The 22,751-nt window shown below is 70.8% G+C and carries 20 protein-coding genes, 1 tRNA gene and 1 pseudogene; 14 read left to right on the top strand and 8 right to left on the bottom strand.

All coding sequences use genetic code 11. The features are described 5' to 3' along the window. Positions 1–48 precede the first annotated feature (48 nt). Complete coding sequence (locus tag ACKTSN_RS30590; RefSeq protein ID WP_409472058.1) at positions 49–1,611, top strand: alpha/beta hydrolase; 1,563 nt, start codon at positions 49–51, stop codon at positions 1,609–1,611. A 187-nt stretch (positions 1,612–1,798) separates the two neighbouring features. Here ACKTSN_RS30590 and ACKTSN_RS30585 read toward each other — a convergent pair whose 3' ends face one another. The 4 genes from ACKTSN_RS30585 to ACKTSN_RS30570 form a co-directional block, all read right to left on the bottom strand. Next, positions 1,799–3,208 carry a TQXA domain-containing protein gene (locus ACKTSN_RS30585; protein ID WP_409472057.1) on the bottom strand — a complete coding sequence of 470 codons (1,410 nt, stop codon included), beginning with the start codon at positions 3,206–3,208 and terminating at the stop codon, positions 1,799–1,801. Positions 3,209–3,489: 281 nt separating this feature from the next. After that, a complete protein-coding gene (locus ACKTSN_RS30580; RefSeq protein WP_409472056.1) occupies positions 3,490–3,966 on the bottom strand; it encodes a single-stranded DNA-binding protein in 477 nt (158 codons plus the stop codon). A gap of 276 nt (positions 3,967–4,242) precedes the next feature. Continuing rightward, a complete protein-coding gene (locus ACKTSN_RS30575) occupies positions 4,243–5,910 on the bottom strand; it encodes a GTPase (RefSeq protein WP_409472055.1) in 1,668 nt (555 codons plus the stop codon). Positions 5,911–6,528: 618 nt separating this feature from the next. Next, positions 6,529–8,136 carry a dynamin family protein gene (locus ACKTSN_RS30570; protein ID WP_409472054.1) on the bottom strand — a complete coding sequence of 536 codons (1,608 nt, stop codon included), beginning with the start codon at positions 8,134–8,136 and terminating at the stop codon, positions 6,529–6,531. A gap of 321 nt (positions 8,137–8,457) precedes the next feature. On the opposite strand from ACKTSN_RS30570, the gene ACKTSN_RS30565 reads away from it, so the two are divergent. The 4 genes from ACKTSN_RS30565 (at position 8,458) to ACKTSN_RS30550 (ending at position 9,974) form a co-directional block, all read left to right on the top strand. Beyond that, positions 8,458–8,530, top strand: a tRNA-Arg gene (locus ACKTSN_RS30565). A gap of 143 nt (positions 8,531–8,673) precedes the next feature. Continuing rightward, positions 8,674–8,943, top strand: a complete 270-nt coding sequence (locus ACKTSN_RS30560) for a type II toxin-antitoxin system Phd/YefM family antitoxin (protein WP_062145112.1) — start codon at positions 8,674–8,676, stop codon at positions 8,941–8,943. Next, a complete protein-coding gene (locus ACKTSN_RS30555) occupies positions 8,933–9,388 on the top strand; it encodes a type II toxin-antitoxin system VapC family toxin (protein WP_409472053.1) in 456 nt (151 codons plus the stop codon). The genes ACKTSN_RS30560 and ACKTSN_RS30555 overlap by 11 nt, the downstream gene beginning before the upstream one ends. Positions 9,389–9,545: 157 nt before the next feature. Continuing rightward, a complete protein-coding gene (locus ACKTSN_RS30550; RefSeq protein ID WP_402608995.1) occupies positions 9,546–9,974 on the top strand; it encodes a VOC family protein in 429 nt (142 codons plus the stop codon). Between the two features lie 364 nt (positions 9,975–10,338). On the opposite strand, the gene ACKTSN_RS30545 is transcribed toward ACKTSN_RS30550, so the two are convergent. Further along, the gene (locus ACKTSN_RS30545) at positions 10,339–11,058 is read right to left on the bottom strand and encodes an IS6 family transposase (protein ID WP_409472052.1); all 720 of its coding nucleotides are present in this window, start codon (positions 11,056–11,058) and stop codon (positions 10,339–10,341) included. A gap of 302 nt (positions 11,059–11,360) precedes the next feature. Here ACKTSN_RS30545 and ACKTSN_RS30540 point away from each other — a divergent pair, with 302 nt between their 5' ends. The 3 genes from ACKTSN_RS30540 to ACKTSN_RS30530 all read left to right on the top strand — a co-directional run bounded on the left by ACKTSN_RS30540 (position 11,361) and on the right by ACKTSN_RS30530 (position 12,788). Further along, positions 11,361–11,642: a hypothetical protein gene (locus tag ACKTSN_RS30540; RefSeq protein ID WP_409472051.1), complete on the top strand. Its 282-nt coding sequence runs from the start codon at positions 11,361–11,363 to the stop codon at positions 11,640–11,642. A 111-nt stretch (positions 11,643–11,753) separates the two neighbouring features. Then, on the top strand, positions 11,754–11,948 hold the full coding sequence (locus ACKTSN_RS30535) for a hypothetical protein (RefSeq protein WP_409472050.1): 195 nt from the start codon (positions 11,754–11,756) through the stop codon (positions 11,946–11,948). 120 nt (positions 11,949–12,068) lie between these two features. Then, complete coding sequence (locus tag ACKTSN_RS30530; protein ID WP_409472049.1) at positions 12,069–12,788, top strand: IS6 family transposase; 720 nt, start codon at positions 12,069–12,071, stop codon at positions 12,786–12,788. A 78-nt stretch (positions 12,789–12,866) separates the two neighbouring features. Here the strand turns inward: ACKTSN_RS30530 and ACKTSN_RS30525 are convergent. The 3 genes and pseudogenes from ACKTSN_RS30525 to ACKTSN_RS30515 all read right to left on the bottom strand — a co-directional run. Next, a pseudogene (locus ACKTSN_RS30525) lies at positions 12,867–14,017 on the bottom strand (transposase); the annotation flags it as partial. A gap of 631 nt (positions 14,018–14,648) precedes the next feature. Beyond that, positions 14,649–15,692: a DUF6745 domain-containing protein gene (locus ACKTSN_RS30520; protein ID WP_409472048.1), complete on the bottom strand. Its 1,044-nt coding sequence runs from the start codon at positions 15,690–15,692 to the stop codon at positions 14,649–14,651. Positions 15,693–15,712: 20 nt separating this feature from the next. Beyond that, positions 15,713–16,039, bottom strand: coding sequence for a hypothetical protein (locus ACKTSN_RS30515; protein ID WP_409472047.1), 327 nt, complete (start codon positions 16,037–16,039; stop codon positions 15,713–15,715). A 173-nt stretch (positions 16,040–16,212) separates the two neighbouring features. Here ACKTSN_RS30515 and ACKTSN_RS30510 point away from each other — a divergent pair, with 173 nt between their 5' ends. The 6 genes from ACKTSN_RS30510 to ACKTSN_RS30485 are packed head-to-tail and all read left to right on the top strand — an operon-like array spanning position 16,213 to position 22,379. Continuing rightward, positions 16,213–17,169, top strand: a complete 957-nt coding sequence (locus ACKTSN_RS30510) for an STM4015 family protein (RefSeq protein ID WP_409472046.1) — start codon at positions 16,213–16,215, stop codon at positions 17,167–17,169. Between the two features lie 7 nt (positions 17,170–17,176). Then, positions 17,177–18,139 carry an STM4015 family protein gene (locus ACKTSN_RS30505; protein ID WP_409472045.1) on the top strand — a complete coding sequence of 321 codons (963 nt, stop codon included), beginning with the start codon at positions 17,177–17,179 and terminating at the stop codon, positions 18,137–18,139. Further along, the gene (locus ACKTSN_RS30500) at positions 18,120–19,292 is read left to right on the top strand and encodes an STM4014 family protein (RefSeq protein WP_409472044.1); all 1,173 of its coding nucleotides are present in this window, start codon (positions 18,120–18,122) and stop codon (positions 19,290–19,292) included. Before ACKTSN_RS30505 ends, ACKTSN_RS30500 begins: the two co-directional genes overlap by 20 nt. A gap of 1 nt (position 19,293) precedes the next feature. Continuing rightward, a complete protein-coding gene (locus ACKTSN_RS30495) occupies positions 19,294–20,112 on the top strand; it encodes an STM4013/SEN3800 family hydrolase (RefSeq protein WP_409474965.1) in 819 nt (272 codons plus the stop codon). Continuing rightward, a complete protein-coding gene (locus ACKTSN_RS30490) occupies positions 20,109–21,467 on the top strand; it encodes an STM4012 family radical SAM protein (RefSeq protein WP_409472043.1) in 1,359 nt (452 codons plus the stop codon). Before ACKTSN_RS30495 ends, ACKTSN_RS30490 begins: the two co-directional genes overlap by 4 nt. Before the next feature lie 9 nt (positions 21,468–21,476). Then, positions 21,477–22,379 carry an STM4011 family radical SAM protein gene (locus ACKTSN_RS30485; RefSeq protein WP_409472042.1) on the top strand — a complete coding sequence of 301 codons (903 nt, stop codon included), beginning with the start codon at positions 21,477–21,479 and terminating at the stop codon, positions 22,377–22,379. The last annotated feature ends 372 nt before the right edge of the window (positions 22,380–22,751 follow it).

Raw genomic sequence — 22,751 nt, 5'->3', positions numbered from 1 at the left:
CATCCGACAGGCCCTTGCATCGCACGGGCGCACAAGGAAGGCGTGGCGATGATCGCTGTCCGAGACACGGGTCGAATACCCAGGCGGAGGCTGCGCGGCAGGGTGGCGGCGCTGGGTGCCTGGGGGCTGCTGTTGACCGCCCTGTACGCCGGCCCGCCCGCAACAGCCCCCGCGACGCGGCCGGCTGGGGCGGACGGCAACGCCGCCGAAGCGGCCGTCCCGCCGGAACTGCGGCGCTACTACCAGCAAGAGCTCCACTGGAAGTCCTGCCCCGACTCCCCCTCGTTCCAGTGCACCACCGTGAAGGTGCCTTTGGACTACGCCCACCCCAACGCGGGCGAGATCCTCCTGAAGGCCGCCCGGAAGAAGGCCACCGGGAACGGCGCACGGATCGGCTCGCTGCTGGTCAACCCCGGCGGCCCCGGCGCATCCGCGACCGACTTCCTGGTGGGCACCGCCGACAGCTTCTCCCCGTCCGTGCGTGCCTCCTACGACCTGGTCGCGGTGGACCCGCGCGGTGTGGGGGACAGCACCCCGGTGGACTGCAAGACCGACATACCCGCGACCACCATGGGGTTCGGCCTGGACCTATCGGCCGACCCGGCGAAGATCGGCACCTATGACGAGGCGTTCAAGCAGGTTGCCGCCGCGTGCGCACGGCACGCCGGGCGGCTGCTGCCCCATGTCGGCACCCTGGATGCGGCCCGGGACATGGACGTGCTTCGTGCGCTCCTGGGCGATGACCGGCTGCACTACGTCGGCCTCTCCTACGGCACCTACCTGGGCGCGACCTACGCCGATCTCTTCCCGTCCCGGGTGGGCCGGCTGGTGCTGGACGGTGCCATGGACCCCGCTCTCGACGGATACCAACGCATCCTGCAGATCGCAGCCGGCCACCAGACGGCCTGGGAGTCCTTCGCCGCCGACTGCGCCGCCCGCACCGACTGCCCGCTGGGCCACTCCGTCGAGGAGATCGGCCGCGGATTGGACACGCTGCGGCGCTCCCTGGACCGCGCCCCTCTCCAGCAGGGCAAGGACATCTCCGTCACCGGGGAAGATCTCTTCCTTGCGGTCACGACGGCGCTGAGGGCCTACCTGTGGGAGGAGCTGCGCGCCGCGCTCCGCGGAGTGCTGGCCGGTGACACCACTGCGCTGCAGCAGCTCCTCGACGCCGACGAGGACGATTCCGGCAATGCCATCGAGGCGCTCTACGCGGTCAACTGCCTGAGTTCCCTCTCCGGCCCGCGGTTCACCCCCGCGCAGGCCCAGGCGGCGCTGCCGCAGTTCCTGCGCGCCTCGCCCCAGTTCGGCGAGTCGATGGGGGTATTGCTCATGATGTGCGCCCACTGGCCGGTCCCGCCGACCCAGCCCGCGCACCCCCTCACCGCGCCAGGTGCCGCTCCGATCCTGGTCGTCGGCACCACTCGCGATCCCGCCACCCCGTACCCCTGGGCCAAGGCGCTCGCCCGCCAGCTCTCCTCCGGTCGCCTGCTCACCTACGACGCCGACGGGCACACCGCGTACTTCCGCGGCAGCACCTGCATCGGCACCGCCGTCGACCGCTACCTGACACGCGGCCAGCTCCCGCCCACCGGCAAGGTCTGCACCTGACAGAGCCCCACAGGGACGTGACCCAGATACGCGTCAAAGAGGCAATGAGATGATCTTGAGGGTCGGATCGGGGCCGGAGCGCGGTTCTGTCACGTGTCGCCGGTGAGGCCCGCTGATCGAGGCTCACCCCATGGTGGCTGCGTAAAGCCGTGGAGCCGACCGGCCCCGGCGCGCCGCGCTCGCCGGGTTACGACTTCTTCCTGCGGACCACGACCAGGGCCGCGCCGCCGATCACGACCAGGCCGATGGCCGCGCCCGCGATCACCGGCGTCGCGTCGGAACTGCCGGTGGCGGCGAGGTTCACGTCGGAGGCGGTGCCGCCTGCCGTGGCCGGGCTCGGCTCGCTGAGGATCTGCGTCGACTCACCGGCCTCACCGGCCTCGCCGGCCTGGGTGCGGCAGTCGAGCACTCCGGCGAAGCGCTTCTCGTAGCCGCCGGGTCCGGGGATCGTGAAGTCGTAGGCCTGGTCCTCCTGAAGCGGGATGGTCACGGTGCGCGACTCACCGGCGCCGATGGTGTGCTCGGCACCCATCAGCTCGAAGGTGAAGGCCTCGTCGCCCTGGTTGACGGCCGTGATGTCCACGCCGCCCTCGGCGCAGTTCTCCTGCGCGGACAGCGCGGGTATCGCGCCCTTCTCCGCCCAGGCCGCGCTCACCGTCGCCGAGACCGTGGACTCGCTGGAGCCGGCCAGGATCTGCGTCTGGCTTCTGCTCTCGGAGGCGAAGGCCCGGCCCACGGGCACGGTCGTCGAGGCCTGGACGGTCAGCTCGGCCGAACCGGCCGCCGCGTCCGCCGGCACCTTGAAGAACAACTGGCTGCCGTCCGTCGCGGTGGTGACGTCCTTGCCGTCCTTGCCGACGATCCGCACTCCGTCGACGGCGGCGTCCGGCGGCGGGGTCGCCGTCACACTGTCCGCGTCGGTGTGCACCGTCACCGGGCCGAGCAGCTCACCGGGGTGACCGGAGAGCGCGGGCGGGCCGAGAGTCAGTGACGCCTCGGGTTCCGCCGTGTCACGGGCGCTCTTCTCCAGGTGGTCCGCGAGCTTCTCGGCCTCCGGATCGACGGCGTCGACGTCCACCCCGTCCGAGTAGCGCCAGATGGCCACCTGGGTGCCGGCCGCCGCGTCCTGCTCGGTGAGGCCGCCGCGGATGCCCGCCTTCTTCGCGAGCGCCGCGAGGTCGTTCACCTGCGGGTAGGAGTTCTGCAGAATCCAGCGGATCCGGCCCGCGTCGTCGTTGGCGCCCAGCGAGGTGCCGCTCCACGGCGTCTCGTGATACTTGGCGTCCTTCTGGGTGGGGTTGTGCAGGTCGACGCAGTACGTCTGCAGCGTGCCGCCGCCCTCGACGGACATCTCGAACAGGCCCGCGGATATCTCCAGGTCGCCCTCAGCGTCGTGGACCACCGCCGCGCCGTAGGTCTTCAGGCCGCTCATGGTGGCCGCCGCCCCGCCGTGGGTCTGCGCCGCCCCTGAGTCGGACGCGGCAGGCACCGCCATGGCCGGCCCGGCAGCGACGGTCAGTCCCGACACCAGCGTCACGGCGGCGAGACGGGCCGCCCGTCGCCCGCACACGGACAGTGCGGAGAACGAAGAAAACACAGAATTCCCCTTCGAGCAGGACCCGTTGACGTGGGGGTACGGTCCCACCAGCAGAATCTCAGGCCCCGAGAGCCATGCCCGGCATCCTAGGGATGCGGGCGCACCACCTTTCCCAGTGATCCCGCCGGGCCGACAATCCGACTCGGAATCGTTATCGCCAGGAGGCCCACAAACCGGGCTTATCGACAAATCACCGTGGCCGTCCGGGAACGCACTCGCCGATAAGCCGCAGTTCGGTCACTCTCGTACGGCTCCGGGTCGGACCCGGCCCGTAGCCGACATCACGTCACCGCCATGGGTTCCGGCCGTTGTTGGAGCTCCTTGCCTGCCGTGTCGGCGACGGGCGTCTCCCAGGCGGGCTCGGGCTGTGTCGACGAACTGGTCGTCTCCGTCTCGTTCTTGGGGTTCGCACGCCGGAAGGCCGAGGTGCCGCGCGCCAGATCGTGGCCGATCGCCACGGCGTCGATGTCGGCCGAGGTCCAGCTCTGCCCCTCGCGCACGTCCGTCCGTACCTTCAGCCTGCCCTGCACGATGACGGGATCGCCCACCGACAGGGACGCCGCCGCGTTGGTGGCCAGCTGCCGATTGGCCCACACCGTGAAGAAGTTGGTGTGCCCGTCCGTCCATGTGCTCTTCTCGCGGTCCCAGTACCGGGCGGTCACCGCCAGCCGGAACCGCGCCGACGGTCCCGCCGCCAGCTCCCGGTAGACCGGCTGCGTCGCCACGTTGCCCACCGCACAGACCATCGTCTCGTTCATCTTCTGGCTCCCCTCCCCGCCCAGCCGCTCGCGCCGGGCAGGCATGCGTACGGGCCCGTCCCGTACGGCTGCGTCTGCCGCGGCGGCCGCCAACCCTGCGCACACCGCCGCTCTCGTGGCGACCGCGTCCGTCGCGATCGCCGCGAAGCCAGACTGCCTCCGCCGAGCCGAGCCCGCAGAGGGCTGTGGATCATCCCCAGCCTGTGGATAACTCCACCACTCGTTCGAGGGGTCCCATCCCGCACGCCCAACCGGTGTGGCCGGCCTTCCGAGCGGCTACCTCACCCCGGCCCTCGCCCCGATGACCCGCCCGTACTGGTCACGAATCTCCTGGTATCGCAGCAGCTCCGACGCCACCGGATCGAGTACCCGGGCCCGGCCGCACCCGGCCGCGGCCTCCCGCAGCCGCCGTTCCGCCTCCAGTCCGTACCGCCGGGCCGGTCCCCGGGCCGCCATCTTGCAGCTCCACTCGACGAGCGGGCCGCCGATGATTCCGGCCACCATCAGCAGCACCGGCACCCCGAGATTCGGCGACATGACCCCGACGATCTGCCCCACCAGCCACAGCCCGCCGACGACTTGCAAGAGCGTCATGGACGCCTGCGCCAGTACGGCCACCGGCCACCAGCCCGGTGTCGGCGGCCGTCCCGTCGGCAGCCCGGCCCGCGCGGCCAGCTCGTCCAGCGCCTCGGGCAGCCCCTGGGAGCCGCGTACGGCCGCCTCGCGCACGGCCTGCGCCCAGGGCGCCGGCAGCCCCGCCGACGCCCGGTCGGACACCGTCCGCACCGCCTGCTCGACGCGCTGCCGCGCCGTGGCCTGCTCGTCCGCCTGCGTGCGCACCGGCAGCTGGCCCGTGGTGGGTTCGCTCCGCTCCAGGAACCAGCGCCACAACCGCAGCCAGGGCGTCCCGCACGCACGGTTGGCGTTGCGCAGCCAGGCCCGCTCGGAGGCCTCGCCGGCGGCGGTGGCGCCCACGGCGTCGGCCAGCCGCCCGGAGAACTCGTCCCGCGCCCGCTCGCTGAGCCCGGTACGTCGCCCGGTGGTGTACACCGGCCACAGCCGCACCGCCGCGGCGTCCAGGTCGGCCAGGATGCGGCGGGCTGCGGCACCGCGCTCCGCCACGAACTGGCCGAGCGCCTCACGCAGTTCCCCGATGCCGTCACCGGTGAGCGCGGACAGCGCGAGCACGGTCGCGCCCGGTTCGCCGAACTCCCCCAGGGCGATCCCGTCCTCGTCCAGCAGCCGCCGCAGATCGTCGAGCACCTGGTGGGCCGCCTCCCCGGGGAGCCGGTCGATCTGGTTGAGGACGACGAACATGACCTCCGCGTGCCCGGCCATGGGCCGCAGATAGCGCTCATGCAGCACGGCGTCGGCGTATTTCTCGGGATCCACGACCCAGATGACCGCGTCGACGAGCGCCAGCAGCCGCTCGGCCTGCTCGCGGTGCTGTACGGCCGCCGAGTCGAGGTCGGGCAGATCGACCAGGACGAGCCCGCGCAGCTGCGCCTCCGCCTCGGGGCTCTGCAGCGGGCGGCGACGCAGGCGTCCGGGGATGCCGAGTCGGTCGATGAGGCTCGCCGCGCCGTCGCTCCAGCTGCACGCGATGGGCGCGGCTGTCGTCGGCCGCCGTACGCCCGTCTCCGAAATGGCCACCCCGGCCAGCGCGTTGAACAACTGCGACTTGCCGCTGCCGGTCGCGCCCGCGATGGCGACGACGGTGTGCTGCCCGGACAGCTTGCGCCGGGCCGCCGCCTCGTCGAGGACCCGGCTCGCCTCGGCCAGCGTCCTGCTGTCGAGCCGGGTACGGGACAGGCCCACCAGTTCGCGCAGCGCGTCGAGCCGGGACCGCGTCGGACCGTCGTACGCGAGCGGGGCCACGGTCTGCGGCCCCGACGGCTTGCTCTCCGCCACCGCGAGCTGCTCGGCGGCGGTCTTCTCGTTCACCCGCCGCGCGATCAGACCATCGTCCCAGGTGTCTTCGGCGGCCGTGACAGAGTCCGTATGGGGCTCCGTAGGAGAGTCCGTACGGGATTCCGCCAGAGAGTCGCTACGGGACTCCGCGAGGGAGCGGGGACGGGAGTCCGCAGGAGATCCGGTACGGACGTCCATACGGCCATCGCTCACACGGTCACGGTAGGTGTCATGGTCGGCCTGCACGCGCGCGTGGTCCTCGTTCCCTTGCGCACCGGACTCCCCTGACTTGCGCCGTCCCCACCAAAAACGCCGCTCGACGGATTCGCCCTCTTCGGGGAGGGGGTTTCCGCGATCGCCGTCGCCCTCCGTGGAGGAGGACCCCTTTCCCGAATCGCTCTCCTTGGAGGCGTCCCCTTCGGCAGCGCCCTCCCTGGAGACGCTCTTTCCGGAATCGCCCCCCTTGGTCATTCCGGAAACGGCCTGCTCAGGGGCTCTGTGTCCGGAAGCGCCTTCCCTGGAGGAACGGTTTTCGGAATCGCCCGTCACAGGGGCACGGTTGTCTGCGCGCTCGTTCTCGGAGGCCGCGTCCTCCTGGTGGTCGGGATCGGCGTGCTCCGTGTGGTCTTGGTCAGTGACGGCAGTCACCGGTCACCTCTCCTTCTGCAGTACGGACAGCGCGGCGATGAGTTCGGCCTGGGGTTCGGGATGGACTTCGAGGGCGTCGAGCGGGGCGAGCCGGCGTTCACGTTCGGCGTGCATCACCCGGTCCACGTACTCGCCGAGCAGCCGTCCACCCCGTTCCCGCAGCCGCAGCGCACCGTGGGCGCCGATCCGCTCGGCGATCCCCTCACCCGCGGACCGGGACCGGTGGCCGCCCAGCAGCACGGTGGCGACCAGCGCGGAGACCACCTCGGGGTCCGGAGCGACGCTGCGGTCGAGGTGGCGCACCTCGTCCTCGGCGTGCTCCTCGAGCTCGCGCCGCCACCGCCGTACCGCCATCCCGACCCGGTGCTCGGCGGTCTCCAGGGACGCGTCGCGGTCCGCAAGCTCCGGGGCGTCCGCCGCCGGCTCGCGCCGCCAGGCCTCGTCGATGCGCTCGTCAGCGGCGGTGACGGCGCACAGCAGCAGCTCGCTCAGGCTCTCCACGAGGGCGTCCAGGAGCTCACCGGCGGTGCAGTCGAGCGGGAAGGCCCGCCAGCGCTTCAACGCGTCACCGGCGAGCACGGCACCCCCCTGCAACCGCCCCCGCACGCGCGCGTGCTCACTGTCGTAGGCGGAGTCGACGGCGGAGGTGAGCCGCAGGGCGGCCGCGTACTGGGCGGCGGCGGCACTGGCCAGCTCGGGCATCCGGGACTTGAGCGAGGCGATGAGGCCGTACGCCGTACGGGCCATGGCGTGCTGCCGGGCCGCGGGGTCCTGGGCCTGGTGCACGAGCCAGGTGCGCAGCGGCGCCACGGCGGTGGTCGGCAGCAGCCCGCTGCCCCAGGCCGACTCGGGCAGCTCGGGCACGGTGAACCGCGGTACGTCGCCGAGCCCGGCCTTGGTGAGCAGGGCACCGTACTGCCGGGAGACCTCGGACACCACCTGGTGGGGCACCCGGTCGAGCACGGTGATCAGGGTGGCGTCGTACTCCTTGGCGGTCCGCAGCAGATGCCACGGCACGGCGTCGGCGTACCGGGCGGCCGTGGTGACCATGATCCAGATGTCGGCGGCACAGATGAGCTCGGCCGCGAGGGTGCGGTTGTCGGCGACCAGGGAGTCGATGTCGGGCGCGTCGAGGAGGGCGAGGCCGGGCGGCACGGTATCGGCGGTCTCGACGCGCAGCACGCGCGCGGGGTTCTCGCCCGGGAGCAGCAGATCGTCGTCGGGCTCCTGGTGCGGCACCCACACGCGCGTGAGGTCGGGCAGCACGCGCATGCCGCTGAACCAGTGATGGTCCTCCGGGTGGCACACCAGCACCGGCGTCCGTGTCGTCGGCCGCAGTACGCCCGCCTCGCTGACCCGTCGGCCCACCAGGGAATTGACGAGCGTCGACTTGCCGGCGCCGGTGGAACCTCCCACGACGGCCAGCAACGGCGCTTGGGGCTCTCTCAACCGGGGCACCAGGTAGTCGTCGAGCTGAGCGAGCAGTTCGTCGCGGTTGGCACGCGCGCGTGGCGCCCCGGGGAGGGGCAGCGGGAAGCGTGCGGCGGCGACACGGTCGCGCAGCGCGGAAAGTGCGTCGAGCAGCTGAGGCCGTACGTCCAAGGTCACCACATGCGAAGAATGCCCAATTTTAGGGCATATCTGAAGCATATGAGCATGTCTGCGCGCCGATAGAACACAAGGGACGGAAGGGGCGACTGGGGCAGGGACACAGTCCAGGCATAACGAGTGCACAACACCCGCTGCGTGTGGCGTGAAAAGCGATGCACGATTCGTACCCGCCTGCGATTATCAGGACCGCTTCACCGAACCTCCACATCGAGCCACGGAGGCGAAGCAACAGGGGCAGGGATCCGGGAGCTCTATCCTTGTCCCCGGCAACGTCACGGATCAGCCCACACCCGGGCACCACGACAGAGGCCACCACACCCGGCCCCCGTAGCTCAGTGGATAGAGCAGGCGCCTTCTAAGCGCTTGGCCGCAGGTTCGAGTCCTGCCGGGGGCGCATACAGCCTCTCACCCGCGGAAACGCGTGAGGGGCTTTTTCGCGTCCGGATGCACATCGCTCTAGAGCAGGCGCCTTCGCCTATCCGTGATCGCAGGTAACGGTGTAGCACCGGGTAGCACGCCTTCGCTATTGTGGACAGCATGACAGCGCAGCCGGAGATCACTCAGCGCGATCTGCGCACCCGCTCCAAAGAGATCATGGACGCCGTCCAGGGAGGACAGGCGTTCACCGTCACCCGCGACGGGCATCGTGTCGGCGAGCTGATCCCGCTCCGCCGCCGTCGCCGCTTCGTTCCCCGCGCCGAGTTCGCGGCCATGTCACGTACCGCCCCTGACATCTCGCTGGACGCCTTCCGCGACGACCAGGACGCCGTCGTCGAGCAGGAGTTGGACGACCCGTATGCCCGTTGAACACGAGCAAGGCCTGCTCGACACCAACATCATGATCCTGCGCAAGTGGATCGACGCCGACGAGCTACCTGCCGAGATGGCCATCAGCGCCATCACCCTCGCGGAACTCTCCGCAGGCCCCCACCAGGTGCGCGGCGGCGAGCAGAGCGACTACGACGAACACGCCGAGCGGGCCCGCCGCATGGACGTCCTGCAGCGCGCCGAAAACGAATTCGACCCCATCCCCTTCGACGTGGAGGCGGCCCGCATCTACGGCAGAATCTGTGCCGCCGTGGTCTCCACAGGCCGCAAGCCCCGTCGCCGTGTGGCCGACCTGATGATCGCCGCCGTCGCGGCCGCCGAGGGGCTCCCCCTGTTCACCACCAACCCCGACGACTTCAAGGGCCTCGACGACTTGATCACCATCGTGCCCGTCACCCGACCCGGGATCCTGCACGACCGGTAGCACCCCGTCCGCCCCGCCCTGCGCCGGAAGCCAAGGTGGTTCCACTCCCGGTCGCCGACACCACCGCCCGTCACCAACTCACGTCACGCGAGACCTCGATCTGCACGGAGATGGCGCCCGGAGCCTCGGTGCCGGCACGCGCCCATACAGTTATCCGATGACGCCGATCAAGAAGTTCCAAGTCACCTTCGACTGTGCAGAACCCGAGCGGCTCGCTCGTTTCTGGTGCGAGGTGCTGGGGTACGTCATACCGCCGCCACCGGCAGGGTTTGCCACTTGGGACGATTTCAAGCGCTCGCAGCCACCTGAGCAGCGGGATTCCTGGTTCGCCTGCGTCGATCCCTCAGGTGTGGGCCCGCGGCTGTACTTCCAGCGTGTCCCCGAGGGGAAGGCCGCCAAGAACCGGGTGCATCTTGATGTGCGGGTCGGCACCGGACTCGTAGGGGAAGAGCGCCTCGCCGCACTAGAGGCGGAATGCGCACGACTGGTCCCGCTCGGTGCGGTGCACGTGCGCACGCTGTACGACGGCAATGATTCATGCATCCCGATGCTGGACATCGAGGGCAACGAGTTCTGCATCGACTGAGAGGCCGCGAACGTGCCTTCGCCCTGTCCCCATGAGCCAGGGCGAAGGCACGAGGGGCGGTCATCGGCCGAAGGTCCCCCGGAAATGACAGCAAGCGCTTTGACGGTATTCGTTCGCGAGCGTCCAGCGAAGACGCAGGTGAGCACATCGCTCAACCCCTGACACCTTCTAAGCGCTTGGCCGCAGGTTCGAGTCCTGCCGGGGGCGCCCACTCCTACCAGCAAAAACGCCCCAGAGGGCTCCTCCCCTCCAGGGCGTTTCGCGTCTCTGACGGCAATGCTGACGGCGGCGTTGTCACGTTGTTGGGTGTGGGGGTGTCTGACGGTGTGCCGGGGCGTGGTGGAGTCGGGTTCCGGCTGTGTGCTCACGGCGGGGTGGGCAGGCCGGCGACGCCGGTGATCTGCTCCCAGATCGCAAAGCGGATGCTCATCTCGGCTCGGTGGGCGGCAGCGGGCATCAGGTGGCGGCGGGGCCGGAAGTGGGGCGAGATGCCGCTGAACGCGGACAGAAACCGCTGGGCCCCGCCCACGGAGCGGAAGCCCTTCATCGCCCGTTCGCGCTGCCTCGTTGGCTGGTGGCTGTTCTCCGCCCGGTTGTTCAGGTACTTCGACGGCCGGTGCTCGGCGGAGGGCATGACCTCGCGGTGGGCCGCGCCGTAGGAGCGGAGCTTGTCGGTGACGATCACCCGCGGCACCGTGCGGGTCTTCTTCAGCAGGCGGCGGAAGAAGCGCCTGGCCGCGGCCTTGTCCCGGCGGTCCTGCACGAGGATGTCCAGGACGTTGCCGTCCTGGTCGACGGCCCGCCACAGGTACTTCTGTTCCCCGTTGATCTTGATGAAGACCTCGTCCGGATGCCATTTGCCACCAGGCCGTGGCAGCCGGCGGCGCAGCGCGCTCGCGTACTGCTGCCCGAACCTGGCGCACCAGCGGCGCACCGTCTCGTAGGAGACGACGATCCCACGCTCGAGCATCAGCTCCTCGACCTCGCGGAACGACAGCGGGAAGCGGAAGTACAGCCACACGCAGTGGGAGATGACCTCGACCGGGTACCGGTGCCCCTTGTACGACGGTGACGCGGCCCCCACGAACAGCCCCCTCAAGCACGATCAACCAAAAGATCATCCCACCCGGTCAACCAACGTGACAGCGCCGTCGGTAGACCTCAAGTTGTTTGAGACGGGACAGAAACGGTCGAAGGTCCGGTGGGCTGACAGCGAGGCGGTCACCTGCGAGTGCGCTGGCGAGGCCTGGTAAGCGCCCGGCGCTACCATCTGGGTATCCTGCGGTAGTCGTTCCCTGGAGCAGGGTCTTGACGACGGCGCTTCCAGCCGGGAGCGGGCGGCAGAGGGGCGTTGGGTGCGCACGCGAACTGATTATGATCTTGGTCATGTCCGTGCAGAACTCTGACAAAACCGTTTCCCGTAAACAGAGGCTTCAGGAGAAGCAGCGCCGCCAGTTGGCGGTGGTCGACACCGTGGACAAGGCTGAGGCCAAGGTTCGCAAGGCAGAGGTTGAACTGGCTGTGGCTGTCACCGAGGCTGTGCAGGTGTTCGGCGACGAGCAGTCCGCGTCTGAGGGGCTCGATATGCCGGTCGAAGCGATCCGGCGCTTCCTCGGCATGGCGCAGGACGAAGCGGCCAGCGCCAGCGACGTCGCTGGCGCATCCTGAGCCTGGCGTTTGTGCGAGCCGTGGTTCGAGATCGGTGTCGACAGTCGCCGCAGGGAGCGCGCCCCGGAGCGGGGGCAGCCGCTGACCTGGCAAGCCGTCTCCGGTAGAGGTGTGTTCATCCAAAACCCGACCGCCGGCACCTGGACGATTCAGGTCATCGCCAGCCAGGTCAACGCGGACGGACACGTGGAGATCCCCGCGACCGACGCTGACTTCGGCGCCGTGAACACGGCGAAGGGGCAGCCGGGCGGTTGCCCGCTCGGCTGCCCCCTTTGGGTGCGCGTCAGTTGCTGGTGGGCCGGTTGACCAGGTCGGCGGGGTCGGTGTTGGCCCCGCACAGGATGACGCAGGCCTTCTCGCGGCGCTGTCACGTTGGTTGACCGGGTGGGATGATCTTTTGGTTGATCGTGCTTGAGGGGGCTGTTCGTGGGGGCCGCGTCACCGTCGTACAAGGGGCACCGGTACCCGGTCGAGGTCATCTCCCACTGCGTGTGGCTGTACTTCCGCTTCCCGCTGTCGTTCCGCGAGGTCGAGGAGCTGATGCTCGAGCGTGGGATCGTCGTCTCCTACGAGACGGTGCGCCGCTGGTGCGCCAGGTTCGGGCAGCAGTACGCGAGCGCGCTGCGCCGCCGGCTGCCACGGCCTGGTGGCAAATGGCATCCGGACGAGGTCTTCATCAAGATCAACGGGGAACGGAAGTACCTGTGGCGGGCCGTCGACCAGGACGGCAACGTCCTGGACATCCTCGTGCAGGACCGCCGGGACAAGGCCGCGGCCAGGCGCTTCTTCCGCCGCCTGCTGAAGAAGACCCGCACGGTGCCGCGGGTGATCGTCACCGACAAGCTCCGCTCCTACGGCGCGGCCCACCGCGAGGTCATGCCCTCCGCCGAGCACCGGCCGTCGAAGTACCTGAACAACCGGGCGGAGAACAGCCACCAGCCAACGAGGCAGCGCGAACGGGCGATGAAGGGCTTCCGCTCCGTGGGCGGGGCCCAGCGGTTTCTGTCCGCGTTCAGCGGCATCTCGCCCCACTTCCGGCCCCGCCGCCACCTGATGCCCGCTGCCGCCCACCGAGCCGAGATGAGCATCCGCTTTGCGATCTGGGAGCAGATCACCGGCGTCGCCGGCCTGCCCACCCCGCCGTGAGCACACAGCCGGAACCCGACTCCACCACGCCCCGGCACACCGTCAGACACCCCCACACCCAACAACGTGACAACGCCGCCAGGTCCACAGGTCGGCGGTGTCCGCATGACGGACCTTCGGGGCCGTCCAGCCGAGGGTCTGTTTCATGAGCCTGAAGGTGTGCTCGAGATCGAATCTGCGGAGGAAGGACTGCCACCAGCGGTTCACGTCCGCCGGTGTGGCGGCGGTGGCCGAGCACCACAGCCAGACCGGCTTCGGGTCGCGGTCGCCCGGCAGGCGCTCGGCCTTCAGGCGGATCAGCGTGCCGTGCAGGATGGGAAGTTCCTCTTCCGCGTGGTCCAGCCAGGGACCGCGGTGGGTGAGTCGGGGGTGCATCCGGTCCCAGGCTCTGGCCTCGGCCTTGCCGTAGCGGGTGGTGTCCGTGACCGTGGTGACCTCGGGTTCGTGCCAGCTGTCGGGCTTGGCGAAGGTCAGGATGCCGCCGTGCCGACGCGATCGTCCGCCCTTCGGCCCGGGGCGGGCGGGGCCGGGGTCGCGGAGCATGACGCGGTCCGAGCGCAGGCGTCAGACCAGGACGACGGGCAGGTCGGCCAGGGCGTGGGAGAGGTAGGCGACGTCGTAGCCGGAGTCCATGACGATCCAGATCTCCGGATCACCGGCCTGCCACTGCCGGGCCTGGATCAACTACTCGACGACGTCCCGTAGTTGGGCAGCGGTGACGGCGGTCGCGTCGTCCGCCGGCCCGAGGCGCACGGCGTCCAGCAAGGCGACCCAGGAGGTCCGGCCGGTCTCCACGGCGGCGACGAAGGAGTACGGCCAGCCCGGCACGAACTGGTCCGTCTTGCGGTCGCCGCGCCCGTAGGCGTGGCAGAACAGCCGGTCGTCGCTGGTCGGGGCGTCCGGGCGGAGCCAGTTGCTGACATCCACGGCCAGCACGATCCGCCCGTCGGCCGCCCTCGGCAGCGGCAGGCCGGCCGGCGTGCGGCGCAACCGCGTCGGCCCCAGCCAGCCCCGGTCCAGCGCGGCATACAGGGCCCCGTGCCCCGCCGGTGCTCCACCGCCAGGCAGAGCTCGACCAGGGTCTTCACCGGCCCGTCCGCGCACAAGACCGCGTCGGTGAGCTCGAAGAGCGCATCGGCACGGCTGTACAGGCAGTCGTAGAAGTCGACCCGAAAGCGGGACAACACGCTCAATGCCTCGCCTGCGGGCGCGTCGACGGGGAGACTCATAGGCAGCGGCCGTTCTTTCGTGCTTCGTTACTCGACATCTCGAAGCGTGAAGAACGGCCGCGCCACGTGCCGCCGGTTCCCGGGGATCTCAGCAGGTTGAGTGACCTGCGACGTTAAACGCCAAGCTAAGCGCATACGCGGCGCTGGGCCGTCTCTGGGCCGCGCGAGGGCGCCCGACAGCACCCAACGGCGACAACGAGTGACAGATCAACTACGCGTGCCATCCGGGAAAGCCCAGGTCACAGGCTCTCCGCCATACGGGTTTCCCCAGACCTGGCCGTCAGGCAAGATGGGGCGCTTCTTGCGTCAGCGCCAAAGAGGGAGGGGCTCATGGCCGACTACGCCGCGCATGCTCACAAAGCTCAGGAACTGCTCGACCAAGCGGACAAGCAGACGAAGCGCCGCTATTCCGAGAGTCAGCTCATCGCCATGGCGCAGGTCGAGGCTCTTCTCGCCACGACACGTCCCGGTCAACGCTCCGTCCGCTCCAGTGATCGACCCCAACGGTGCGGCGACGCCCCTGCACGTCTCGGACTCGCCGACTGCGCCTGCCTCGGCGCCGCCCCGGTGCCCGCGCCTGCACAGCGGAGGGCGGTCTCGCTCTCATCGGGGCGGACACGCTGGAGTCGGCTCAGGTCTCCTTTTCCGGTACGTAGTCGGCCTCCTCCAGTCCGAAGGTCCAGGCGACGCCCTCCCGGGCGGTCCGGGTCCGCGGCGGCACCCGCAGCCAGTAAGTGCGGTGGGTGCCGTCGGGCTCCGGGGTGGAGTTGACCACCTCGACCATCACCAGCGGCTCGTCCCCCTCCAGTTCGATACGCCACAGCACACCTGCGTCGTCCCGCTGCACGGGCTCGGCCCCGGACTCCTCCAGATAGCGCTCGTAGCCGTAGTGCTCCAGCATCACGCGGCGCAGCTCGGCATTCTCCTCCTCGCGTATCCGCCGCGGGGTCAGCCCGCCCAGTAGGCCGAGGAATTCGGCGGGGACCGGCATGCCGCGCCAGGCGTGCAGCGCGAATCCGTCGGGGAAGGCGAGCGCCGGTCCGTCCCCGCGGTCGAGCCGACCCGCCTCGTCCCGGTGCAGCTCCACGGGGCGTTCGCAGACGACCGCGGTCTTCTCGTACGGCCACCACCAGCCTGCGGCGCGGGCGACCGCGGCGATCCCGTCGAGCTCCTCCCCGCCGTCCTGGCCGTCGAAAGCTGCCAGCCACGCCGCGTCGTGCTGCCCCAGAACCGCGTCGAGCAGCACCAGCCGGACAGCCTGCTCACCTCCCGGCACACCGGCCAAGGCCTCGACCATGCCGGTCCGTATGCGCTCGGTCAGCATGACCGTGATGTCCCACAGCTGAGCGCCCGTCAGGGCCCAGCGCTCGGCCCAGCCGCTCGGCCCCAGCCGGTCGAGGACGCGCTCCCGCGCGGCGGCCCACGGCCGGGTGCGCACCGCGTCGCGGACGCTTCGGCCGGCCGTGCCCTCCGCCGTGAGCCGTGCGGCCAGTGCCGCGCCCTCGCGGGGCGAGCCCGCCCAGACGATGCGCTCCGGCTCGGGCAGGCCCGCCAGCCGGTAGGCCAGGCGCACGCCGCCCTCGGCAGCCGCGCGGTCCGCCGGGCCGGTCGCCGCAACCACCTCGCGCCACAGCACCATCGTGTCCACCTGCGCCGTCTCCATCAGCGTCGTCATCGTGCCGCTCCCCCGTTTCCTCAGTCCGCCACGACGCGCACCGCGCCAGGCACGTACTCACGCTGCCGCACCACCCGGTACCAGCCCTTGGGCAGCGGTATCGCCGCGTGCTCCTCGTGCACCACCCGCCCACCGTCCGGGAGATGGAGGTAAGAGGCACCGAACGGCCCGGGCTCCCGGACCAGAGTCCCCGGCCCGACCACCGCGTGGGCGTGTCCGGTGACCTCGCCGAGAGCCAGCACGAGCCTCCCCCGCACGTCCCGCGGCTGTCGCGGCAGCCTGTCCGTGCCTGGCGGCACGGATGTCTCCGCCATGGGCACGATCAGGACATCCCCCTGCCGGTACATGCATGTCTCCCTTCGCCGTCGGCGCCTCGCCGACCGATGTCCACGACGCTACGCCGGGGGTCTGACAACGCCCCTCGGACCGGGCCCGCACGGCCCGTCGACGGTGTTGTCAGAGCGACTTGGTAGAACTCTCCGCACGAGCAGCGCCCGTCCACCTCAGGAGACCCGCGACCATGTCCCACGTCGAGCATCTGCAGGAACTGCACGGCCTCCCGGCCTTCGACTTCCCCGAGCCCGGCGCGGGTCGGCAGCTGCCAGAAGCGGGCGCCGTGGCCTGGCGGCTGGCCGTCGATCCCTACGGGGACTCCTCGGAGGAGGGGTTCGGTGACCTGTGGGACCGCTTCCTCGACTCCGTGGACCCCACGGGTGTCCGCGCGATCGTCGTGGGTCAGTGGGGTGAGCCGTACGACAACGACTCCAGCGGCATCGTGCAGCGCCTCGTGGACGCCCGGGACCGACTGACTGCGCTTCAGGCCGTGTTCATCGGGGATCTGGAGATGGAGGAGGCGGAGATCTCCTGGATCGAGCAGTCCGATGTCACGCCGGTCCTCGAGGCCTATCCGCTGCTGGAGGAGTTCGGGATCCGTGGCGGCACCGGACTGCGCTTCCCGGCGGTCCGGCACAAGCACCTGCGCACGCTCTGCTTCGAGGCCGGCGGTCTGCCCGGCGAAGTCGTGCGCGGTGTCGCCGCCAGCGAGCTCCCCGCGCTGGAGTACCTCGAAATGTGGCTCGGTGTCGAGGAGTACGGCGGCGACACGACGGTCGCCGACCTCGCGCCGCTCCTGGCCGGCGGACGCTTCCCGGCACTGCGCCATCTCGGCCTGCGCAACAGCGAGATCCAGGACGAGATAGCCGCCGCCGTCGCCGGGGCCCCGGTCGTCGCCCAGCTGAAGTCGCTCGACCTGTCCCTCGGCGTGCTCACCGACGAGGGCGTGACGGCGCTGCTCGACGGCCAGCCACTCACCCACCTGACCTGGCTGGACCTCCACCACAACTTCGTCACCGAGCCGATGACCCAGCGGATTCGGGCGGCACTGGAGCCGTCCGGTGTCGAGGTCGACCTGTCCGAGCCCGGCGAGACGTGGGAGGACGACGGCGTCGTCCACCGCTTCACCGCCGTCGCGGAATGAGGCCGTCATGACCTTCGCCGATCATTTCGAGACCTTCCACGGGCTGCCCGTCCTCACCCTCCCCGAGCCAGGTGAGGAGAAGCTTCCGGACGCGGATGGCGTGGCCTGGCGACTGGACTGCTACGCGGCCGGGGAAATGCCGTTCGCCGAGCTGTGGCGGAGCTTCACGGACCGGGTGCCGAGCACGGACGTGCGAGCCCTGGTCATCGGGCCCTGGTGGGACGACGAGTACAGCGACCTGCGTCCGGCACTGGAGCTGATGGTGGCCGACGCGGGGCGCTTCCCCGCGCTGCGCGCGCTGTTCCTCGCCGACGTCACCGGCGAGGAGTGCGAGATCTCCTGGCTGCAGCTCACCGATGTCACCCCCGTCCTGGAGGCCTTCCCTCTGCTGGAGGAGTTCGGCGTCCGCGGCGGCGACTCACAGGGGCTCGGCGAGGAGCCCCTGTCGCTGCGCCCGGTGCGCCACGACACACTGCGTGCGCTGCGGTTCGAGTCGGGTGGCCTGCCCGGGCAGGTGGTGCGGGCGGTCGGCGCGTGCGAACTGCCCGCGCTGGAGCGGCTGGAGCTGTGGCTCGGAGTGTCGCGGTACGGCGGCGACACGACGATCGCCGACCTCGCGCCGCTCCTGGCCGGCGGACGCTTCCCGGCGCTGCGCCATCTCGGCCTGCAGGACAGCGAGTTGCAGGACGAGATCGCGGCGGCGGTCGCCTCGGCACCGGTCGTGGCACAGCTGGAGTCGCTGAGTCTGTCCATGGGCACCCTCACCGACACCGGCGCCGAGGCCCTGCTCCAGGGCCAGCCCTTGACCCATCTCAAGCGGCTGGACCTGCACCATCACTTCCTGAGCGAGGCCGTGGCCGACCGGGTCCGTACGGCCCTCGGCTCCGCCGGGACCGAGGTGGACCTGTCGGAACATCAGGCGAACCGCTGGGGTGACGAGGAGTGGCGCTATGTCGCTGTCTCCGAGTAGTTCCCGGGTGCGGCGCCCCGTTCCCGGTACCGGCCTTCGGTTCGCCGTCGTCGGCAATCCCGAGAACCGGCGGACGACGATGTTCGCCGACGCCGTCCGCGCGGCGGGCCACCCGGCACCACGCGTGCTCGCGTGGCGGGACGTGCTGCGCGGGCGGTACGCCTTCACGCCGGGCGAGTTCGTACGGATCGACTCCCCCGGCGAGAACGCCGAGGTCGACCGGCTGCTGCGGGGCACCGACGATCCCGCCCGGGTCGAAGGAACGGCTCTGTGGCACCGACGGTTCACCGCTGCGGTCCGGGACGTGACGGGCGCGGCGCACCGTGCGGGCGCGGTACCTTCCGCCGACCCGGAGGATGTCGCGGTGATGTTCGACAAGCGGCGCTGCCATGCCCGGCTCGCCGCCGCGGGCGTCCCGGTGCCCCCGGCCCTGACGGGTCCGGTCGGCGGCTGGGAGGAGCTCAGGGAGCAGCTGAAGGCCGCTCGTGTCTCGCGGGCGTTCGTGAAGCCGGCACACGGTTCGTCGGCCTCCGGTGTCGTGGCACTCGCGATGGCGGGTCCCGGCCGGGTGAAGGCGACGACCTCCGTGGAGACCGCTCCCGACGGCCGCCTGTACAACTCCCTCCGGGTGCGCCACTACACCTCGGAGCCCGAGGTCGCCGCCCTCGTCGACGCGCTGGCCCCCGACGGGATCCACGTCGAGCGGTGGCTGCCCAAGGCATCGCAGGGCGGCCGGGCCGCCGATCTGCGGGTGGTCGTGGTCGCCGGACGCGCCACGCATGCCGTCGTACGGACCAGTCGGCACCCCATGACGAATCTGCACCTCGGCGGCGTCCGCGGCGACCTCGGCACGGCACGCGCGGCGATCCGGGCCGCGGGCGGCAGCTTCGACGACGCGCTGGATACGGCCGAGCGGGCGGCCGCGTGCTTTCCGGGCACGCTGTGCGTCGGCGTGGACATCCTGCCGGCCACGGGGTGGCGCCGCTTCACCGTCGGCGAGGTGAACGCCTTCGGGGATCTGCTGCCCCGCCTGACCGGCCTGCCCGGCAGCGGCGCCGAGGGCCTGGACACCTACGCCGCGCAGGTCGCCGCCGCACCGGCCGCCGTACGGCGCACAGAACGCGAGGAGCACCACCATGACGCCATCGCCTGACATGAACGAGGTCGTGGGCAGCCACGACCTCCTGCTGGTCACCCTCGACACGCTCCGCTACGACGTGGCTCAGGAGCTGGCGGCAGCCGGCCGCATCCCGAACCTGGTCCGGCATCTGCCCGGCGGCGTCTGGGAGCGCCGGCACGCCCCCGGCAGCTTCACCTACGCCTCCCACCAGGCGATGTTCGCGGGCTTCCTGCCGACACCGGCCACACCGGGTCCGCATCCGCGGCTCTTCGCCGCCGAGTTCGCGGGGAGCGAGACCACCGCGAACGGCACCTTCGTCTACGACACTCCCGATCTGGTGTCGGGTCTGGCCGCCGTCGGCTACCGCACCGTCTGTATCGGCGGCGTGGGCTTCTTCAACCAGCGGGGGCCGCTGGGCTCCGTCCTGCCCGGCATGTTCCAGGAGAGCCACTGGGACCCGGAGTTCGGGGTGACCTCCCCCACGTCCTTCGAGGCACAGGTGGCCTGCGCCGAGAAGGTGATCGCCGGGCTCCCCCAGGAGCAGCGTCTGTTCCTCTTCGTGAACGTGTCGGCCCTGCACCAGCCCAACTGGTTCCATCTGCCCGGTGCCACCCGCGAGGCGGGCGATACCCGGGCTACCCACGCCGCAGCCCTTGAGTACGTGGACCGGCAGATGGGACGGCTCTTCGCGGCCGCATGCAGCCGACGTCCGTGCTTCGCCGTCGTCTGCTCCGACCACGGCACCGCCTACGGCGAGGACGGCTACACCGGCCACCGCATCGGCCATGACGTCGTCTGGACCGTGCCCTACGCCCACTTCTTCCTGGACTTCCCCGACAAGGCTGCCCGATGACCCTCACCGAATCGGCGGCCCCGCCCGCCGTCCGCCCGTACCAGCACTACGTCTACGCGTATCCGCACAAGACCGCGTACCGCCCGCTGAGCCGGGAGCAGGCGTCCTTGCGTGAGCTGTGGGCGGACGAGCCGAAGGACGCCCTCTCGCTCTACTTCCACATCCCCTTCTGCGAGGTGCGCTGCGGCTTCTGCAATCTCTTCACCCGGATCGGGGCGCCCGACGGCCTGACCACCGCCTATCTGGACGCGCTGGAACGTCAGGCGGCCGCGGTGCGCGAGGCGCTGGGCGACGGGGCGCGGTTCGCCGGCGCGGCCTTCGGCGGCGGCACTCCGACGTTCCTCACGGCCGCGGAGCTGGACCGGCTGTGCGATCTCGCCGAGCGTGGCCTCGGCGCCGATCTGACCGCGATCCCGCTGTCCGTGGAGGCCTCGCCCGCCACGGCGACCGCCGACCGGCTGGCCGTGCTGGCCGAGCGCGGCACCACACGGCTGAGCCTGGGCGTGCAGAGCTTCGTCGACGCCGAGGCGCGAACCGCCGTACGCCCGCAGCGCCGGGCGGACGTCGAGGCGGCCCTCGCCCGGATCCGCGACGCCGGCATCCCCGTCCTCAACATCGACCTGATCTACGGCATCGAAGGCCAGACCGAGGAGTCGTGGCGCCATTCCCTCGACGCCGCCCTCGCCTGGCAGCCGGAGGAGCTGTATCTCTACCCTCTCTACGTGCGCCCGCTCACCGGTCTTGGCCGGCACCGCGACGCGGCGCTCGGCGACGCCGAGTGGGACGAGCAGCGGCTGCGGCTGTACCGCCACGGCCGCGACCATCTGTTCGCGCGGGGCTACGAGCAGGTGTCGATGCGCATGTTCCGCCGCGTGGGCGCCCCCACCACCGGCGGGGAGGACTACGCGTGCCAGACCGACGGCATGGTCGGCCTCGGCTGCGGCGCCCGTTCGTACACCTCCACGCTGCACTACTCCTTCGACTACGCCGTGGACATGCACCGCATTCGCGGGATCATCGACGACTACACCGGCCGCGCGACCGACGACTTCCGCCACGCCGACTTCGGCTGGCAGATGAGCGCAGAGGAAGCCCGGCGCCGCCATCTGCTGCAGTCACTGCTGCAGACCGAGGGCATGCCCGTCGCGGACTACCGGACCCGCTTCGGCACTGCGCCCGGCGACGACTTCGCCGCCGAGCTGGCCCGCTTCCGCGACCGGGGCTGGCTGGACGACTCCGCCGCTCCGGACCTCCTGCGGCTCTCCCCCGAGGGCCTGGCCCACTCCGACGCGCTGGGCCCCGAGTTGTTCTCCGCCGCCGTGCGGGAGCGCATGGCCGCGTACGAACCGAAGTGACGGAGCCGCATGGACCTCACGATCCTCTACCGTGGCCCGCTGGCGTCGTGCGACTACGACTGCCCGTACTGCCCCTTCGCCAAGCGCCGGGACACCCGCGCCCAACTGGCCGCCGACCGCGCCGCGCTGGAACGCTTCGCCACCTGGGCGGCCGCACAGCGGGAGGACCGGCTCTCCCTGCTGTTCACGCCGTGGGGCGAGGGCCTGGTGCGCTCCTGGTACCGGCGCACGCTCGCGGAACTGAGCCGGCTGCCGCACATCCACCGGGTGGCGATCCAGACCAATCTCAGCTGCCGCACGGACTGGCTGGACACCGCCGACCTGGACACCCTCGCCCTGTGGTGCACCTTCCACCCCGGCCAGACGCCGTACGACCGCTTCCTGGCCAAATGCCACGACCTGGCCACCCGCGGCGTCCGCCACAGCGTCGGCGTCGTCGGCCTTCCCGAGCACCTGGAGCACGCACGTCGCCTCCGCGCCGACCTCCCCGCCCACGTATACCTCTGGGTCAACGCCGCCGAGGGTCACACGTACACGGACGCCGAGGCCAAGCAGTGGTCCGCCCTCGACCCGCTCTTCCCGTACAGCCGCCACCCGCACCGCAGCGCGGGCCTGCCCTGCCGGACGGGTGAGTCCGTCATATCGGTGAACGGCGAGGGCACGGTGCGCCGCTGCCACTTCGTGCGATCGGAGCTGGGCAACCTGTACGACGGCTCCTACCGGAGTGCACTGCGTCCCCGCGCCTGCCCACTGGCCGTCTGCGACTGCCACATCGGCTACGTCCACCTGGAAACCCTGCCGCTGTACGACGTGTTCGCGGGCGGCGTCCTGGAGCGAATCCCGGCAACGCTCCCGGTGGTTCAGCACTTGACAGCGGGAACCAACGCGATACGCCGAGCAGGAGCGGGGTGACCAGCGGATCGCCAGTGGCATCGCACCGCCCCACCAGCACCCAGGCCCTTGCCCGTGCCGGCACCCGAGTACGCCGCACAGCGGCAGGAGTGGCTGGAACGCAGCGAGCGGCCAAGAACACCGAATACGCCCGCGACCCACCGCCTCCAGCACCGCCCGCGAATGCGACGCCTCCCGTTTGGCGTACCCCGAGATGCGGAGTGAGCTGACAGGAGGTCAGATGGTTCTCATGAGAGGAACTGTGGCCATGGCTGCTCCACGCTGCGGGGACGGGAGAACACGGGGATGGCCGGGACCCGGTATCGGGTCCCGGCCATCCTCCGCCGTCCAGGGAGACTTGCGCGACAGGTGCCGAGGTGAACAAGGGCGCCT

The organism is Streptomyces flavusporus, assembly GCF_046267975.1.
GTDB classification, from domain to species: Bacteria; Actinomycetota; Actinomycetes; order Streptomycetales; family Streptomycetaceae; genus Streptomyces; species Streptomyces flavusporus.
Note: the sequence above shows the minus strand (reverse complement) of the source record. Positions and strands in the feature narration are given on the sequence as shown.

Coding starts and splice junctions, on each gene's coding strand:
- ACKTSN_RS30590 (WP_409472058.1), top strand. CDS start 49: ATGATCGCTGTCCGAGACACGGGTCGAATACCCAGGCGGAGGCTGCGC.
- ACKTSN_RS30580 (WP_409472056.1), bottom strand. CDS start 3,966: ATGAACGAGACGATGGTCTGTGCGGTGGGCAACGTGGCGACGCAGCCG.
- ACKTSN_RS30560 (WP_062145112.1), top strand. CDS start 8,674: ATGACAGCGCAGCCGGAGATCACTCAGCGCGATCTGCGCACCCGCTCC.
- ACKTSN_RS30555 (WP_409472053.1), top strand. CDS start 8,933: ATGCCCGTTGAACACGAGCAAGGCCTGCTCGACACCAACATCATGATC.
- ACKTSN_RS30550 (WP_402608995.1), top strand. CDS start 9,546: ATGACGCCGATCAAGAAGTTCCAAGTCACCTTCGACTGTGCAGAACCC.
- ACKTSN_RS30540 (WP_409472051.1), top strand. CDS start 11,361: ATGTCCGTGCAGAACTCTGACAAAACCGTTTCCCGTAAACAGAGGCTT.
- ACKTSN_RS30520 (WP_409472048.1), bottom strand. CDS start 15,692: ATGACGACGCTGATGGAGACGGCGCAGGTGGACACGATGGTGCTGTGG.
- ACKTSN_RS30515 (WP_409472047.1), bottom strand. CDS start 16,039: ATGTACCGGCAGGGGGATGTCCTGATCGTGCCCATGGCGGAGACATCC.
- ACKTSN_RS30510 (WP_409472046.1), top strand. CDS start 16,213: ATGTCCCACGTCGAGCATCTGCAGGAACTGCACGGCCTCCCGGCCTTC.
- ACKTSN_RS30505 (WP_409472045.1), top strand. CDS start 17,177: ATGACCTTCGCCGATCATTTCGAGACCTTCCACGGGCTGCCCGTCCTC.
- ACKTSN_RS30500 (WP_409472044.1), top strand. CDS start 18,120: ATGTCGCTGTCTCCGAGTAGTTCCCGGGTGCGGCGCCCCGTTCCCGGT.
- ACKTSN_RS30495 (WP_409474965.1), top strand. CDS start 19,294: ATGAACGAGGTCGTGGGCAGCCACGACCTCCTGCTGGTCACCCTCGAC.
- ACKTSN_RS30490 (WP_409472043.1), top strand. CDS start 20,109: ATGACCCTCACCGAATCGGCGGCCCCGCCCGCCGTCCGCCCGTACCAG.
- ACKTSN_RS30485 (WP_409472042.1), top strand. CDS start 21,477: ATGGACCTCACGATCCTCTACCGTGGCCCGCTGGCGTCGTGCGACTAC.